We start from the raw sequence: 14,121 nt of genomic DNA, 5'->3' as shown, positions 1-14,121 counted from the left end.
ACGTTCACATGCGTTATCTCCCTCACACAGATACTGACCGGAAGGACATGCTCGATGCGATCGGCGTGGCTTCCATTGATGATCTGTTCGTCGACGTGCCCGAGGTGGGCCGGCTGGACGGGTTGATCGATCTGCCGAAGAAACAGGGCGAGCTCCAGGTCGAGCGGGCCATGTCGGCGATGTCGTCGAAAAATGTCTCGGCGTCTTCGGTGCCATTCTTTGTGGGGGCGGGCGCTTACAAGCACCACATCCCGTCCACCGTGGATCACCTGATCCAGCGTTCGGAATTCCTGACGGCCTATACGCCGTACCAGCCGGAAATCTCGCAGGGCACGCTGCAGACCCTGTTTGAATTCCAGACCCAGGTCGCCCAGCTGACCGGCATGGATGTGGCCAATGCCTCCATGTATGACGGCTCCACGGCCTGTGCCGAGGCGGTCATGATGGCGGCACGCGTCACGCGCCGCATGAAGGCGGTCATGGCGGGCAATGTGCATCCGCACTATGTCGAGGCCTCCAAGACGCTGGCGAAATATTCCGATGTCGAGATCGAGGTCACCGAGCCGCGCCTGGGTGGTCTGGAAACGCTGATCAACGCCATCGACGACGAGACCGCCTGTGTTGTCGTGCAGACGCCGGATGTGTTCGGCCAGCTGCATGATCTGCGGGCCATCTCCGAGGCCGCCCACGCCAAGGGCGCGCTGGTGATTGCCGCCTTCACCGAAGTCGTGTCCCTCGGCCTCATCGAGGCGCCGGGTGCCATGGGCGCGGATATCGCGGTTGGCGAAGGCCAGTCCATCGGTGTCGGTCTCAATTTCGGCGGACCTTATGTGGGCCTGTTTGCCTGTAAGGATGATCGTCGTTTCATCCGCCAGATGCCGGGCCGCCTGGCCGGCGAGACGGTGGATGCCGATGGCCGTCGCGGCTTCGTGCTGACGCTGTCGACGCGCGAACAGCATATCCGCCGTGACAAGGCGACCTCGAACATCTGCACCAATGCCGGTCTGTGTGCTTTGGCATTCACCATCCACATGACTCTGCTGGGCGAGAAGGGCCTCAAGCAGATGGCCGTGATCAATCACGAGACCGCCTGCAGCCTGGCCGATGCGCTCGACGCCATTGACGGCGTCGAGGTGCTCAATGATGCCTTCTTCAACGAGTTCGCGGTTCGCCTGCCGAAAAATGCCAATGAAGTCGTCGACGCGCTGGCCAAGGTAGGTGTGCTCGCCGGCGTGCCGGCCAGCCGCCTCTTCCCGGGCCAGTTCGAGGACGTGCTCCTCGTGGCCGCGACCGAGATCAACACGGACGAAGATATCGCCATCTTCGATAAAGCCCTGCGGAGTGTTCTCTGATGCCCATGAATACCCAAGGACGTCCGACCCGCATGGCGGACAATATCGCAACCGGCGGATACGCCGAGACCACCTCCGGCTCCAAGGGCCTGGAACAGGCGGAACCGCTGATCTATGAGCGCGGCTCTGCCGTGCAGACCGGTGTTGACCTGCCCGAGCCGAAAGGCACGCCGAGCCGCCTGGGCGGTCTTGCGCGCCAGTCCGAGCTGGGCCTGCCGGGCCTGTCCGAACCGGAGACCATGCGCCATTATGTGCGCCTGTCGCGCAAGAATTACGCGATCGATCTGGGTCTCTACCCGCTCGGTTCGTGCACGATGAAACACAATCCGCGTCTCAACGAGAAAATGGCGCGACTGCCGGGTTTTGCCGATGTGCACCCGATGCAGCCGGCCTCGACCGTACAGGGCGCTTACCAGGTGATCGGTGAGCTGGCGCACTGGCTGATGACGCTTACCGGCATGCCGGGTGTGGCGATGTCGCCGAAAGCCGGTGCTCATGGCGAGTTCTGCGGCATGATGGCGATCCGCGCCAAGCTGGACGCCGACGGCCAGACCCATCGTCGCCGTGTTCTGGTTCCGGAAAGTGCCCACGGCACCAATCCGGCTACCGCGGTCCAGTGTGGTTTCACCTGTGACGAAATCCCGGCTGACGAAACCGGCCGTGTCGACATGGAGGCCTTCAAGGCCAAGCTGGGCGATGACGTCGCCGGCATCATGCTGACCAACCCCAACACGTGTGGCCTGTTCGAGCGTGACATTCGCGAGATCGCTGACCTGATCCACGAGGCGGGCGGCTATTTCTACTGTGATGGTGCGAACTTCAACGCCATCGTCGGTCGTGTGCGTCCGGGTGATCTCGGCGTCGACGCCATGCACATCAACCTGCACAAGACCTTCTCTACCCCGCACGGCGGTGGTGGCCCCGGTTCCGGCCCGACGGTCCTGTCCGAGGCGCTCGCGCCGCACGCGCCGGTGCCCTACGTGGTCCAGAACGGCAATGACTGGGAGCTGGTCGAGCACGAGGCCGATGCCGCAGGCGAGCCCTTTGGTCGCATGGCGGCCTTCCATGGCCAGATGGGCATGTTCACCCGCGCCCTGACCTATATGATGAGCCACGGTTCGGATGGTCTGAAACAAGTGGCCGAGGACGCTGTCCTCAACGCCAACTACATCCAGGCGCGTCTTAAACACGTCATGACCCCGGCCTTTGACGGTGTGTGCATGCACGAAGCCCTGTTCGATGACCGTTTCCTGGAAGGCACGGGTGTCACCACGCTCGACTTTGCCAAGGCGATGATCGACGAGGGCTATCACCCGATGACCATGTATTTCCCGCTGGTCGTTCACGGTGCCATGCTGATCGAGCCAACCGAGACGGAGTCGAAGTCCGGTCTCGACCGTTTCATCAACGTGCTGGAAGCTCTGTCCCTTGCTGCCAAGGCTGGCGAGACGGACCGCTTCCAGGCGGCCCCGATCCACGCACCGACCAAGCGTCTCGACGAGACCCGCGCGGCGCGTCAGCCGGTCCTGCGCTGGCATCCGTCGGAATCGAATGAAATGGAAGCGGCTGAGTAAGCCGGGCATTTACCCCACTTCCGGGTGAAAATTGCGGGGATACACCAGGCCGGTGTATCCCCGTCTCTTATTGGCCGCGACCTTGCCGCAAGACTGCCAAGAAGGGAGGTTAGGGGGAGGCATGCCTGCCCGTAACACATCCACCCGCCTGAGTTTCCGCCGCACCGGCTGGACGACGCGCCTGCGCGATGTCGTGCTGTTTGCTGTCGGGATTTATGTGCTTCTCGGCGGTCTCCTGTGGCTCAGCGAGCCGGACTTTCTCTATCACCCGTCGTCAGACCGTGTGGCGCCCAGCCAGGACTGGATCCATCCAGTTCGCCTGAACACCGCGGACGGGGAAGCTCTGACCGCCTGGTATGCGGAAGCGGAGCAGGGCTGTCCGACATTCCTGTTTTTCGACGGCAATGCAGGGCGGCCGGAAATCCAGTCCGGACGCTGGCGTCGCCTGCACGAACAGGGCGCCGGTTTCCTGGCTGTCTATTATCGCGGCTATTCCGGATCGACCGGCGCGCCCAGTGAAGAGGGGCTGCAGATCGATGCCCAGGCCGGCCTGTCCTGGCTGCTGCGCCGGGACATCAATCCCGATGACATCATTGTTCACGGCTTCTCTCTCGGCTCCGGCCCGGCCGTGCGGCTGGCGGCGACGAATGCGGTTGGCGGCCTGATACTGGAAGCACCCTATATGTCGATGAGCCAGCTGGCGGGAGAGAAATTCCCGCTCTACCCGTTTTCCATGTTCATGCGGAACACTTATCGCTCGGACCAGTGGATCGGGGCGCTCGATGAGCCGGTCCTGATCGTGCACGGCTCTGAAGACCGTCTCATTCCTTCCCGCCACGGAGCGAACCTCGCTGCGATGGCGCCTGAGCCCAGCCAGTTTGTCGAAATCGAGGGCGCTGATCACGCGACCCTTGTGCGTGACGGTCTTTATGACGAGGTCTGGCCCTTCCTCGCCCGTCACTGGACACCATCGACCCCGCCAGGCCGGTCATGTGGCGTGCAACCGGTGTCGATTGCAGGCGAAAATAGCGCTCTCGATTAATTTATGAGGCAGGAACAGCGAGAACTGGCCGCGGGACTTTCCTCGGCGCCTGACAGCCCCCATATTCGTCTTGCTAGCTGAGCCTTTCGACGATTCCCGGTCGATTTGATGCTGATATGCAACAGGCGTGAAACGAAGCGCAGATCGTGCCCGAATTTGGGCGCTTTTGTCTCGCATTGGGGTCACGTTTACGAATTAAGTGTTTCCTGTTTGGCCGCGCGGACAAAGAAGTCGCGCACCGGCAGACGGGGTTGGAGATGGTCACAGCCATGAACGAGCAACTGAACGGATGGGCACGCTCAAATGCCTTCGGCGCCGTCGTGGTGCTGGTGATCCGTGCTGTTGCTGTGGCACTGGGGCTAGCCCTTATGGCCATCGCTGTACCGGTGGGCCTGCTGACCCCCATTCTCCCGATCGGCGCAATGATCGGTTTCCTTGGTCTGGTTCTTGTGGCGGCAGCGTCCAAGACGCTGCATGGCTGGATCACCCAGATGCTCAAGCGTTTCCCCTGGCTTTGGAAGCGCGTGAAATGGGCATTCGGTGAGAAGGACAAGGCTGCCGACCCGGCGGAATAGTCGTCTCATTTCTGCAAAATCGACAAACGGTATCGTCCGGTCATCTAGTGGTCGGGACGGCTCTCCTGTGTCCGCGTTAGCTTGCAGCCATGCCAACGCAAATCGGCGTTGATGAGCAAGATCGAGAGAAGTGAATGTTAGTAAGACAAGCCCTGCTGGCCGGTATTGCGGCTCTGGTTTTCGGTTCTGTCCAGGCAGAGGACCAGGCCGCCGGATTGCAGGCCGAGATTGAAAACTGGGCGCAGTCGCGCGCGTTCAACGGTGTGATCCTGTTCGACGGTGATCAGGATGTTCGTTATGTGCACGGGACGGCTGACCCTGAAACGGACCGGCCCCTGACCATAGACACCCGTTTCCAGACGGGGTCGGTGGAAAAATACTTCGCGGCCATCACCGTCTTTGCACTCGTGGAACAGGGCGTGCTGGATCTCGATGCCCCGATTTCGGACTACCTGCCTGACTACCGGGCCGATACGGGCAGTGCGGTCACCCTGCGTGACCTGCTCACAAACCGGTCCGGCTTGCCCAACGACATGGTCAATGCCTTCAGAAGGATCGCGTCCGGCGAGGCCGAACGTGTCGATGCCATGAGCAGCACACAGGCCGTGACCGAATTCGCCAGTGGCGATCTCAACCAGGTTCCGGGCGAGGTGTTCGACTATGTTCTCGTCAACTGGTTGCTCGTTCAGCATATTGTCGAGCAGGCCTCGGGCATGAGCTATGCCGATGCACGGCAGGATTTTGTCTTCACCCGGGCAGGCATGAGCCAGAGTGGCGGATATATCCATGATCTGGGCAGCACGGAGCCGCATGTTCTCGATGTCGCCATCGGGTTTGATCCGGCGGATGCCAACGGGCAGGGCGATTACTGGACCCCGCAATGGTTCAAGGGCAGCTATACGACGGCCCGGGACCTGCAGCGGCTGGAGCGCGCGCTTGATGATGGCGATGTGCTGAACCCGGACAGCCTGGGCGAGTTTCGTTCGGTCCAGGTGCCTGACAGCCGATATGCCTATGGTGGACGCTTCTCTACGTGGGAGCTCTGTGGCGAACAGTTCGCTGTTTCAACGCAGGCAGGGTCCAATGGCGCGTCGAACATGATCTCTGCCTACCTGCCTGCCCGCAGGATTGGTGCCGCCATGACGACCAATGTCGACACCAGTCAGGGACAGATGTTCGAATTTGCGCACCGGCTCTTCGAGATCGAGCTCGGGTGTGGCTGACAAGGCGCTGCCCCCGTTTTGACCAGGCAAAAGAAAAGGCCCGGAGATGCTCCGGGCCTTGTTCGTTCCGACAGTGCTGCGAGCCTTAGTTCAGGCGGTCCGCAACGGCCTTGATGTCTGCATCGACAATCTTATTCAGATCCGTCTTCTTCAGCTTGGACTGAAGGATTTCCTCGGCGGCGGCAGCAGCCAGCTCGGCAGCAGCGGCCTTGACCTCTGCAGCAGCCTGGGCTTCGGCCTGGGCGATACGCTGCTCGGCCATGGCTGTGCGACGCTCGAGGCGCTCGGTGAGTTCCTTGCGGGACTCTTCCTTCAGCATCTTCGCCTCGGACTTGGCTTGGGCGATGATCGCTTCGGCTTCCGCCTCGGCTTCACGCTGTTTGCGCTGGTAGGAGGCGAGCATTTCAGCCGCTTCCTCGCGCAGGCGCTTGGCGTCCTCGAGTTCGTTCTTGATGCCTTCGGCACGCTCGTCGAGCGTCTTGGCGATCGTCTTGAACACGCCCATGTACATGAGCAGGCCAAAGAACACGACCAGGGCCAGGGAGGCGTAGAAAGACGGGTCTGCGAGCAGATACTCGACCAGGCTCTGTTCGCCGTAAGCTTCTTCAGCAGCAATCCGCATCATCAAGCTCCCTTCATGGCGCCATCGACAGCCTTCTCGGCGTCTTTGTCGCTGACTTCAACGCCGGCCAGGGCTTCAACGGCAGCAGCCGTTGCGCTGGCGGCGATACCGCGAACCTCGGCGAAAGCCTTGTCCTTGGCAGCGCGAATGGACGCTTCAGCAGCTTCCTGCTTCTCGGCCAGTTCCGCTTCTACCTTGGCAGCTTCCTGCGCCAGTTCCTTGTCCAGGGCGTCACGCGTGTCAGCAGCAATGCCGTGAGCCTTGGAACGAGCTTCCGCGAGGGACTTCTCGTAAGCCTCACCGGCTGCTTCTGCATCAGCTTTCGCCTGGGCAGCGGCATCCAGATCGTCCGCGATACGGTCGCGGCGGTCTTCGATCGTCGTCTTGATCTTCGGCAGGATAAAGCGATCCAGCGCGATGTAGAGAACTACAAAGCTGATCGCCAGCCAGAAGAGCTGGGACGGGAAATATGTCGGGTCGAAGGGCGGGAAGACGTCCGATGCCGCGTGAGCTGCATCTGCGCCGTGAGCCGCTTCTTGTTCCGGTGCGAGCGTCATGGAACGCCTGCTCCTATGTCAAAGGTGCTCCCGAAAGGGAGCAAGAGCGCGCGGCAATCCGGTGATTACCGCGCGAACCTGATATTAGCCGAACAGGGCCAGCAGGGCGATGAGCAGGGAGAAGATGCCCAGTGCCTCGGTAACGGCGAAGCCGAAGATCAGGTTGCCGAACTGCTGCTGAGCAGCAGACGGGTTGCGCATAGCGCCCTGAAGGAAGGAACCGAAGATGTTGCCAACGCCAATGGCTGCACCGAGCATACCAAGGCAAGCCAGACCGGCGCCGATGTAACGAGCTGCTTCCGCTTCCATTTTGAAACTCCTTTAGAAGATCGTGTAGCTGTGAGTGAAACGACGTCCTGCTTAGTGTCCTGGGTGCAGGGCGTCGGAAAGGTAGATGCAGGTCAGGATCGCGAAGACATATGCCTGCAGGAAAGCGACCAGGAATTCGAGAGCCGTCAGCGCCAGCGTCATGGCGAACGGAAGGATACCGACGAGGTAACCGGCCGCGCCCAGAGCGCCTGCAAGCATGACGATGAAGCCGGCGAACACTTTGAGCAGGATGTGACCTGCCAGCATGTTCGCGAACAGACGTACCGAGTGCGAAATCGGACGGCTGACGAAAGAGATGATCTCGATCACCGTCACGAAAGGCAGGATGTACATCGGTACACCGGAAGGTACGAAGAGCTTGAAGAATTTCGGGCCGTTCTTGAAAAGGCCGTAAACTAGAACCGTCAGCCAGACCATCATGGCCAGGGCGGCCGTGACGATGATGTGCGAGGTGATGGTGAAGGAGTGCCAGCCCGGTGCCGGGAAATACGGGAACATGCCGAGCATGTTGGCAACCAGGATGAAGACAAACAGCGTGAAGACAAACGGGAAGAAGCGCAGCGCGTCGGAACCTGCCGTCGAGCGCAACATGTCTGCCACAAACCCGTAGATGATCTCGGCCACCGACTGCGAACGGCTCGGCACCGTGGCGCGGCTGCCCATCGCAAGGGTGAAGAGAACGATCGTCATGAGCGTCGTCAGCACCATGAAGAAGCTGGAATTGGTGAAAGCCAGATTCAGACCAAAAGCTTCAAACTGGAAGACTTCGTGGACTTCGAACTGCTTGATCGGGTTGGTGTCTGCCACGCCCGGCCTCTTTCATGTCTTGCGGAACAAGCCGCTGTCTAACCAAGGAAACGTCAGCTTTCGCCGTTGGCTTCCGAATTAATCTCTTTGGCAGCCCGGACCACATTCAATGTGCCCGAGGCAAAGCCCAACATTGTACCGATGACCAGTCCCCACGGTCCCGAACCAGCGACCAGGTCTACAATGAAACCCAGCGCGGATCCGACGAACACGCCTGCGAAGAACTCGGATCCGTATCGCATCCCGAGGGACCATGCGGATCGCGGCTCATCCTGTGTCTTTGCTCTGCGGGCTTCGCGCTGCGCGTCAATACGCTGCTGCAAGGCTTCGAGGTCGGATTTGGATGGGTCGCTCAGAGTGTTGTCTTCACAAGACTGATTAATCGGCACACCTATGAAAGAGGACCCCCCATAGGCGCGCGCAAACTATCCCCGGGGCTTGGACAAGTCAAGCAATGGTGCGGGTGCGGTAAGTGTAAGTAATTAAAGCAATAAATTGCTATTCGGCCGCGATCAACTGTTCCGCGGCTACCAGGTCCACCGAGACAAGTTGCGAAACGCCGCGTTCGGCCATGGTCACGCCGAACAGGCGATCGACCCGTGACATGGTCAGCGGATTGTGGGTGATCACCAGGAAACGGGTCTCCGTCAGGCGGCGCATTTCCGCCAGCATACGGCAATAGCGGTCGACATTGGCGTCATCGAGCGGGGCGTCGACCTCATCCATCACACAGACCGGGGCGGGGTTGGACAGGAAGACCGCGAAGATCAGCGCGGAAGCGGTCAGCGCCTGTTCGCCACCGGACATCAGCGACATCGAATCGAGCTTCTTGCCGGGCGGGCAAGCGAAGATCTCCAGCCCGGCTTCCAGCGGATCATCATCCTCGGTCAGGCGCAGTTCGGCATGGCCCCCCTCGAACAGGGTGGCAAAGAGATTGCGGAAATGACCATCGACGATCTCGAAGGCTTCCAGCAGGCGCGCCCGACCCTCGCGGGAGAGTTCATCGACCGCCTTGCGCAGGCGACTGATGGCTTCCAGCAGGTCATCGCGCTCCTTGGCCATTTCCTCGACGGTCTTGGCCAGTTCCTCGGCCTCTTCATCGGCGCGCAGATTGACGGCACCGAGGCGATCACGTGAGGCGCGGGCCTCGTTGAGACGGCGCTCCAGCTCGTCCGGAGACAGGCTGGTGATGTCCTCGTCCTCGATTCGCGAAGCCAGGGCGCCCGGCGCCGAGCCGGTCGCATCCTGCAGACGTTCCGTGGTCTCGTTGAGGCGTTCGCGAGCGCCGGAAAGACGGGCTTCGGCGGCGGCGCGGCTCTCGCGGGCAGCAGAGGCGGCAGCCTCGGCCTTGCGGGCGGCGCTGTCAGCATCCTTGACCTGGTCCTCGGTGGCGCTGGCTTTTTCACGGGCCTCGTGTGCGACCTCTTCAGCCTTGTCGATCTTGTCGCCCAAGAGGTGCAATTGCTCCTCCAGCTTGGCCGGAAGCTCACGGGTCTCTGCGAGCCGGGTCTCGGTCTCGGCGATCTGTTTGGCAATCTCGCGCAGCTGGTTGCGCGCGCTTTCACAGCGCTTGGCCCAGGCATCATGTTCGCGTTGCAGGGCGACCTTGCGCTGTTTACGCATTTCCGATTCGCGGCGAACGCTTTCAAAGGCAGCACGGGCGTCGGCAGCGGCCATGCGGGCGCGTTCCGCTTCCTCGCGAGCCAGTTCCAGTGCCTCGATATCCGCTTCTGCCTGGGCATCGGCTTCACAGGCACGGGCGGCGGTTTCATGGGCCGCGCGGGTTTCGGCGAGTTCCGCGGTCAGGCGTTCCAGGCGTTCCTTGAGGGCCGTGGCGCGGGCACTATCCTTGGCGGCCTTCTCGCGCAGATCGCCAACACGATTGATGGCGCTGCGGGCGGTCCGGTCTGCCTCCGGCATTGCTTCACGGGCGGCGATGGCGTCCTGGCGTGCCTTGCTGACCGCAGAATGGGCCGCGTCCTTCTCTTCAAGCGCCGTTTCCAGCGGCCCCGTTTGGGCTTTCAGCTCGTTCTCGATTTCCTCGAGGCGATTGCGTTGTTCCAGTCGTGCGACGGCTGCAGTTGGTGCATCCGCACGGGCGACCAGCCCGTCCCAGCGCCACAAATCGCCTTCCAGCGTGACCACGCACTGTCCCGGCTTGAGCTTGCGTGCCGCTTCCTCGGCCCGTTCCGGTTTGACCACGCCGATCGAGTCGAGGCGGGCCTTCAGGGCGGGTGGAGCCATCACATGATCCGACAGCGGGACAGAGCCGCCGGGCAGCTGGTCGAGCGTGATGGCCAGTTCCTGCCAGTGACGGGGCGCATCGCCGTCCAGCGAGGCATCAAGATCATCGCCCAGCGCCGCTGCCAGGGCCTGTTCAAAACCTGATCGAGCGCGAACCGCATCAACTGCGGGGTTGGGCGTGTCCTGGGTCGAGGCGGCCAGCAGGCGTTCAAGCGCCTGGGCTTCCCGCTGCAGCGCCTCATGATCGGACTGGCGCTCGCGATGGGTATCCATGGCCTGTTCAAAGGCCGTCTCGGCCTCGGCCCGAATGGTATCGGCGGTTTCAGACCGTGTCCTGGCGAGGGTCAGCGCCTGTTCTGCAGTTTCGACCGCCGCCTCGGCCTCGGCCAGATCCGCCAGGGCGGTCGAGGCCTGCACGCGCTCACGTTCATCGCTGGCGGCGCTCATCTCCCGCTCGATCTGGTTCAGCCGGGCCGCGAGGCGTTCGGCATCGCGCCGAGCCGCTTCCAGGGCAGCACGGTTCTCGGCAGCCTCGCGGGCCTTGGCGTCCAGAACGGCTTCCTTCTGGGTGCGGCGCTCCTCGGCATCCTTCGACGCGGCCTCGGCAAAGGACAGCGCGTCCTTCTCCTTGTTGGTTTCCTCGTCCAGACGCTCGATCTGGGCGGCGGTTTCACCGCGCGAGCTCTCGGCGTCCTCGGCGATCTGTTCCTCGCGGCGGGTGGAGGCCGCGAGCTCGTTCAGCCGGGTTTCAAAACCGGTAATGCGGTTCTGCACGTCGCTCGCATCGCGTTCCAGTCGATCGCGTTCGCGCTCCAGCGCCCGCAGGGCTGCGGCGGCCTCGGCCTCTGCCAGGCGTGCGGGCTCTCGGGCCGCGGCCTCGACCTCGGCCTTTGTCCGGGCATCAGCGGCGGAGCGGGTCGCCGTCTCGGCGGCTTCCAGGCATTCGGCCAGTGCACCTTCGGCTTCCTCGACCTGGCTGGCGGCATGGCGCCAGCGGTTCAGCCAGACGGCCGCTTCCAGCGTGCGGATGCTGGTGGAAAGCTTGCGATAGCGAGAGGCCTGGCGCGCCTGTTTCTGCAGGGCCGAGTGACGACTGTCCGTCTCGTCGATGACCTCCTGCAGGCGCTCTAGATTGGTCTCGGCACCCTTTAGGCGCAGCTCCGCCTCGTGCCGGCGCGCGCGCAGACCGGAGACGCCAGCGGCTTCTTCGAGAACACGGCGGCGGTTCTGCGGCTTGGCAGCGATGAGTTCGGAGATCTGGCCCTGGCGGACGAGAGCGGGCGAGTTGGCGCCCGTGCCGGCGTCGGCGAACAGCAGCTGGACGTCCTTGGCGCGGACTTCCTCTCCATTGATCTTGTAGGCAGAGCCGGCACCACGGGTGATCCGACGGGTGACTTCCAACGTCGGCGCGTCATTGAAGGCCGGCGGAGCACGACGCTCCGCATTGTCGATGGTCAGGACAACTTCAGCATGGTTGCGAGCCGGGCGCATGTCGGTGCCGGCGAAGATGACGTCTTCCATACCGCCGCCGCGCAGCGACTTGGCAGAGGTGGCACCCATGACCCAGCGCAGGGCTTCGAGCAGGTTGGACTTGCCGCACCCGTTCGGCCCAATAATTCCGGTCAAACCCGGATCGATCCGCAATTCGGTCGGATCGACGAAGGATTTAAATCCGGTCAGCCTGAGCTGAGTGAACTTCACCTGACCTCCGCAACGCCACTTTCACCAAGCATGCAAGGCAAATGCGGCGCTTTCCTGACAAAATGTCTAGTCCGAATCGGACTCTGTCAGAAAGTGAAGAATGATTCTCCTGAAGGAGTCTTCATCGAAGTCGCCGGAAACCCTTTCCCCATTGATGAGAAGTGGTTCGCCACGCCAGATGAGAACGAGCTCTCCATCGATGCGCTGGCCGGAGAGCAGCTCGCCATTGAAGAGGAAGGTCGGCGTGCCGCCGACCTGGTCCAGGCTGGCCTGGTAGAGATTTGATGTGAGACGCAGGTGATTGGCCTCGTCATTGAAACAGGCGAGCATCTCGTCCTGCGTCTTGCCAAGGGCGCCGGCAACCCGCGCATAGATCGACAAGACGTCGCTCTGGTTGCGCAGTCCGTCCAGGATATTGGCCTGTTCGGTGAACAACAGGTCGACGGCGTCGTAATAACGCTCTTCATCGACGCAATAGCTGAGGAAGGCACCGGCCGCGGCCATTTGCTCCGGCTGGGTGATGATCGGGCGGAAGATGAAACGGACCTGGCCCGTTTCAACAAATTCCGAGTTGATCATGTGCCAGTTCTCTTCGTGGAAATGGCCACAGTGCGGGCAGGCATAGGAGCCGTATTCGATGATTTCCAGCGGCGCATCGCTCGCGCCGAGGATTACGTCCTGCGGCGGAGGTGGCGGCGTGGATGACTGCTGTGCGTATGCGCTCCCCAGCGCGAACACAGTGAGCATGAGAACGACAAGGGAACGCATCACAACAGTCATTGTCTCTAGCCTTCAGAAGACGCTTGTTCGACGAGATGGTTGATCAGGCGGCTAAACGTCTCGGCGTCGACGATTGCGTCAACGGGCTCGCCATCAATCAGAACCACATTGCCGCCCAGTGTGAACACAGAGCGATTGCCGTCGCGCTCGCTGTCCAGCAGCTGGCCGTTGAAGACAAAACGCGGCGTTCCGGTGATGCCGGCCTCGCCAGCGCGCTCATGGCTGTCGAGGATGGACTGGTAGATGCTCTCGTCGTTGAGGCAGGTGTCCATCTCGCTTTCAGACAGGCCCATGGAACGGGCGATCGCTACGTATTGCCGGCGGGCACCGCCCGGTTGGCTCGCGGCCTGGAAGATTGCGCGCTGTTGCTGCATCAACAGGCTGACCATGTCGAAGTAACGATCGTCTGAGACACAGTGTGCCAGCGCAAAGCCGGCTGCAGCCAGGCGCGGCTCGCCGCTGAGCATTTCGCGCATCACAAAGCGGATCTGGCCGGTTGAGATGAAATCAGTCTCCAGCGTGTCCCAGACTTCCTCGTGGAAGGTGGCGCAGTGACCGCAGGATACAGACGCGTATTCGATCATGGTGACCGGGGCGTCGGCCGAGCCGAGGCTGCGTTCATTTGCACCGGCGCTGTCGATCGAGCCGTTGGACCCTCCGCCGCAAGCGGCCAGAGCTAGTGAGGCCGTCATGGTCACGGCAGTGAAGAATCGACGAGTAACGCTCATTCCTATCCCCTCAGATAATCAGTTTCCGCCACGGGCTTTGACGGATTTGTCAAAACGTTTCAAGGCGGACAATAACCGCGCCTCCGCAGAAGTCTCTACCTTCTCGCTGTTTTGTGAACTGGCTTGCCCTGAATTCATGCTGTTTTCGCCTGTCGTCGCAGGCCGCATCCGGCCCTGTACGACACGCAGGCGAGTGGGTGAGCGAGCTCCGGCATAAGTGCTTACGCGCTCCAGGATGCGACGGCTCTCGGCCTGCAGGACAGCTGCGGCCGGGCCGCGTGCTTCCACAATCAGGGTCGAAATTCCGCCGGTGCGCTGAATGGATTTGGGTGAGCTCCACTGGGCCAGACGCTGACCGACTATCTCTGGCCAGTATTGCGTGAGCTGGTCAACGCCGACACCGAACTTTTTGGCCAGCGGACGCAGGATGCGCTCGGCGGCCCGTCCGGCGCGCGGGGCAGGGCGGATCGCTGCACGACCGCGATGGTCCTGCAGATAGCGTCCGGCTTCCTGTTCCAGGCTTGACTGTGAGGGGCGTTGTTTCATGTCACGCAGCATTGCGCCTTTGCCCAAATCCCGCAAGCTG

The 14,121-nt window shown here is 61.9% G+C and carries 14 protein-coding genes; 5 read left to right on the top strand and 9 right to left on the bottom strand.

Annotation, left to right across the window (positions count from 1 at the left end; translation table 11 throughout):
* Positions 1 to 8: 8 nt before the first annotated feature.
* The 5 genes from gcvPA to SIC17_RS05200 all read left to right on the top strand — a co-directional run bounded on the left by gcvPA (position 9) and on the right by SIC17_RS05200 (position 5,766).
* Positions 9 to 1,352 carry an aminomethyl-transferring glycine dehydrogenase subunit GcvPA gene (gene gcvPA / locus SIC17_RS05220; protein ID WP_412546594.1) on the top strand — a complete coding sequence of 448 codons (1,344 nt, stop codon included), beginning with the start codon at positions 9 to 11 and terminating at the stop codon, positions 1,350 to 1,352.
* Positions 1,352 to 2,926, top strand: coding sequence for an aminomethyl-transferring glycine dehydrogenase subunit GcvPB (gene gcvPB / locus SIC17_RS05215; RefSeq protein ID WP_291894726.1), 1,575 nt, complete (start codon positions 1,352 to 1,354; stop codon positions 2,924 to 2,926). The genes gcvPA and gcvPB overlap by 1 nt, the downstream gene beginning before the upstream one ends.
* Positions 2,927 to 3,047: 121 nt before the next feature.
* Positions 3,048 to 3,968, top strand: coding sequence for an alpha/beta hydrolase (locus SIC17_RS05210; RefSeq protein ID WP_412546593.1), 921 nt, complete (start codon positions 3,048 to 3,050; stop codon positions 3,966 to 3,968).
* 269 nt (positions 3,969 to 4,237) lie between these two features.
* Positions 4,238 to 4,543, top strand: a complete 306-nt coding sequence (locus SIC17_RS05205; RefSeq protein ID WP_291894720.1) for a hypothetical protein — start codon at positions 4,238 to 4,240, stop codon at positions 4,541 to 4,543.
* Positions 4,544 to 4,677: 134 nt separating this feature from the next.
* Positions 4,678 to 5,766, top strand: coding sequence for a serine hydrolase domain-containing protein (locus SIC17_RS05200; protein WP_412546592.1), 1,089 nt, complete (start codon positions 4,678 to 4,680; stop codon positions 5,764 to 5,766).
* Between the two features lie 85 nt (positions 5,767 to 5,851).
* Here the strand turns inward: SIC17_RS05200 and SIC17_RS05195 are convergent, their stop codons facing one another.
* The 9 genes from SIC17_RS05195 to SIC17_RS05155 all read right to left on the bottom strand — a co-directional run bounded on the left by SIC17_RS05195 (position 5,852) and on the right by SIC17_RS05155 (position 14,081).
* Positions 5,852 to 6,388, bottom strand: coding sequence for a F0F1 ATP synthase subunit B (locus SIC17_RS05195; RefSeq protein ID WP_291894715.1), 537 nt, complete (start codon positions 6,386 to 6,388; stop codon positions 5,852 to 5,854).
* 2 nt (positions 6,389 to 6,390) lie between these two features.
* Positions 6,391 to 6,945: a F0F1 ATP synthase subunit B' gene (locus SIC17_RS05190; protein ID WP_291894713.1), complete on the bottom strand. Its 555-nt coding sequence runs from the start codon at positions 6,943 to 6,945 to the stop codon at positions 6,391 to 6,393.
* 84 nt (positions 6,946 to 7,029) lie between these two features.
* A complete protein-coding gene (locus SIC17_RS05185) occupies positions 7,030 to 7,254 on the bottom strand; it encodes a F0F1 ATP synthase subunit C (RefSeq protein ID WP_291894710.1) in 225 nt (74 codons plus the stop codon).
* Positions 7,255 to 7,305: 51 nt separating this feature from the next.
* Positions 7,306 to 8,082 carry a F0F1 ATP synthase subunit A gene (locus SIC17_RS05180; protein WP_412546591.1) on the bottom strand — a complete coding sequence of 259 codons (777 nt, stop codon included), beginning with the start codon at positions 8,080 to 8,082 and terminating at the stop codon, positions 7,306 to 7,308.
* A gap of 53 nt (positions 8,083 to 8,135) precedes the next feature.
* Positions 8,136 to 8,471 (bottom strand): AtpZ/AtpI family protein, encoded by a 336-nt coding sequence (locus tag SIC17_RS05175; RefSeq protein ID WP_412546590.1) that lies wholly within the window; start codon positions 8,469 to 8,471, stop codon positions 8,136 to 8,138.
* 109 nt (positions 8,472 to 8,580) lie between these two features.
* Complete coding sequence (gene smc, locus SIC17_RS05170) at positions 8,581 to 12,027, bottom strand: chromosome segregation protein SMC (protein ID WP_412546589.1); 3,447 nt, start codon at positions 12,025 to 12,027, stop codon at positions 8,581 to 8,583.
* A gap of 66 nt (positions 12,028 to 12,093) precedes the next feature.
* On the bottom strand, positions 12,094 to 12,807 hold the full coding sequence (locus SIC17_RS05165) for a DsbA family protein (RefSeq protein WP_412546588.1): 714 nt from the start codon (positions 12,805 to 12,807) through the stop codon (positions 12,094 to 12,096).
* A 5-nt stretch (positions 12,808 to 12,812) separates the two neighbouring features.
* Positions 12,813 to 13,535: a DsbA family protein gene (locus SIC17_RS05160; protein WP_412546587.1), complete on the bottom strand. Its 723-nt coding sequence runs from the start codon at positions 13,533 to 13,535 to the stop codon at positions 12,813 to 12,815.
* An 18-nt stretch (positions 13,536 to 13,553) separates the two neighbouring features.
* Positions 13,554 to 14,081: a DciA family protein gene (locus SIC17_RS05155; RefSeq protein ID WP_412546586.1), complete on the bottom strand. Its 528-nt coding sequence runs from the start codon at positions 14,079 to 14,081 to the stop codon at positions 13,554 to 13,556.
* Positions 14,082 to 14,121 lie beyond the last annotated feature (40 nt).

It is taken from the genome of Maricaulis sp. MIT060901, assembly GCF_047123815.1.
Lineage (GTDB): Bacteria > Pseudomonadota > Alphaproteobacteria > Caulobacterales > Maricaulaceae > Maricaulis.
Note: the sequence above shows the minus strand (reverse complement) of the source record. Positions and strands in the feature narration are given on the sequence as shown.

What these genes read in the sequence shown, in the direction of transcription:
- gcvPA (WP_412546594.1), top strand. Translation starts at nt 9, where the DNA reads ATGCGTTATCTCCCTCACACAGATACTGACCGGAAGGACATGCTCGAT.
- gcvPB (WP_291894726.1), top strand. Translation starts at nt 1,352, where the DNA reads ATGCCCATGAATACCCAAGGACGTCCGACCCGCATGGCGGACAATATC.
- SIC17_RS05210 (WP_412546593.1), top strand. Translation starts at nt 3,048, where the DNA reads ATGCCTGCCCGTAACACATCCACCCGCCTGAGTTTCCGCCGCACCGGC.
- SIC17_RS05205 (WP_291894720.1), top strand. Translation starts at nt 4,238, where the DNA reads ATGAACGAGCAACTGAACGGATGGGCACGCTCAAATGCCTTCGGCGCC.
- SIC17_RS05200 (WP_412546592.1), top strand. Translation starts at nt 4,678, where the DNA reads ATGTTAGTAAGACAAGCCCTGCTGGCCGGTATTGCGGCTCTGGTTTTC.
- SIC17_RS05195 (WP_291894715.1), bottom strand. Translation starts at nt 6,388, where the DNA reads ATGCGGATTGCTGCTGAAGAAGCTTACGGCGAACAGAGCCTGGTCGAG.
- SIC17_RS05190 (WP_291894713.1), bottom strand. Translation starts at nt 6,945, where the DNA reads ATGACGCTCGCACCGGAACAAGAAGCGGCTCACGGCGCAGATGCAGCT.
- SIC17_RS05185 (WP_291894710.1), bottom strand. Translation starts at nt 7,254, where the DNA reads ATGGAAGCGGAAGCAGCTCGTTACATCGGCGCCGGTCTGGCTTGCCTT.
- SIC17_RS05165 (WP_412546588.1), bottom strand. Translation starts at nt 12,807, where the DNA reads ATGACTGTTGTGATGCGTTCCCTTGTCGTTCTCATGCTCACTGTGTTC.
- SIC17_RS05160 (WP_412546587.1), bottom strand. Translation starts at nt 13,535, where the DNA reads ATGAGCGTTACTCGTCGATTCTTCACTGCCGTGACCATGACGGCCTCA.
- SIC17_RS05155 (WP_412546586.1), bottom strand. Translation starts at nt 14,081, where the DNA reads ATGAAACAACGCCCCTCACAGTCAAGCCTGGAACAGGAAGCCGGACGC.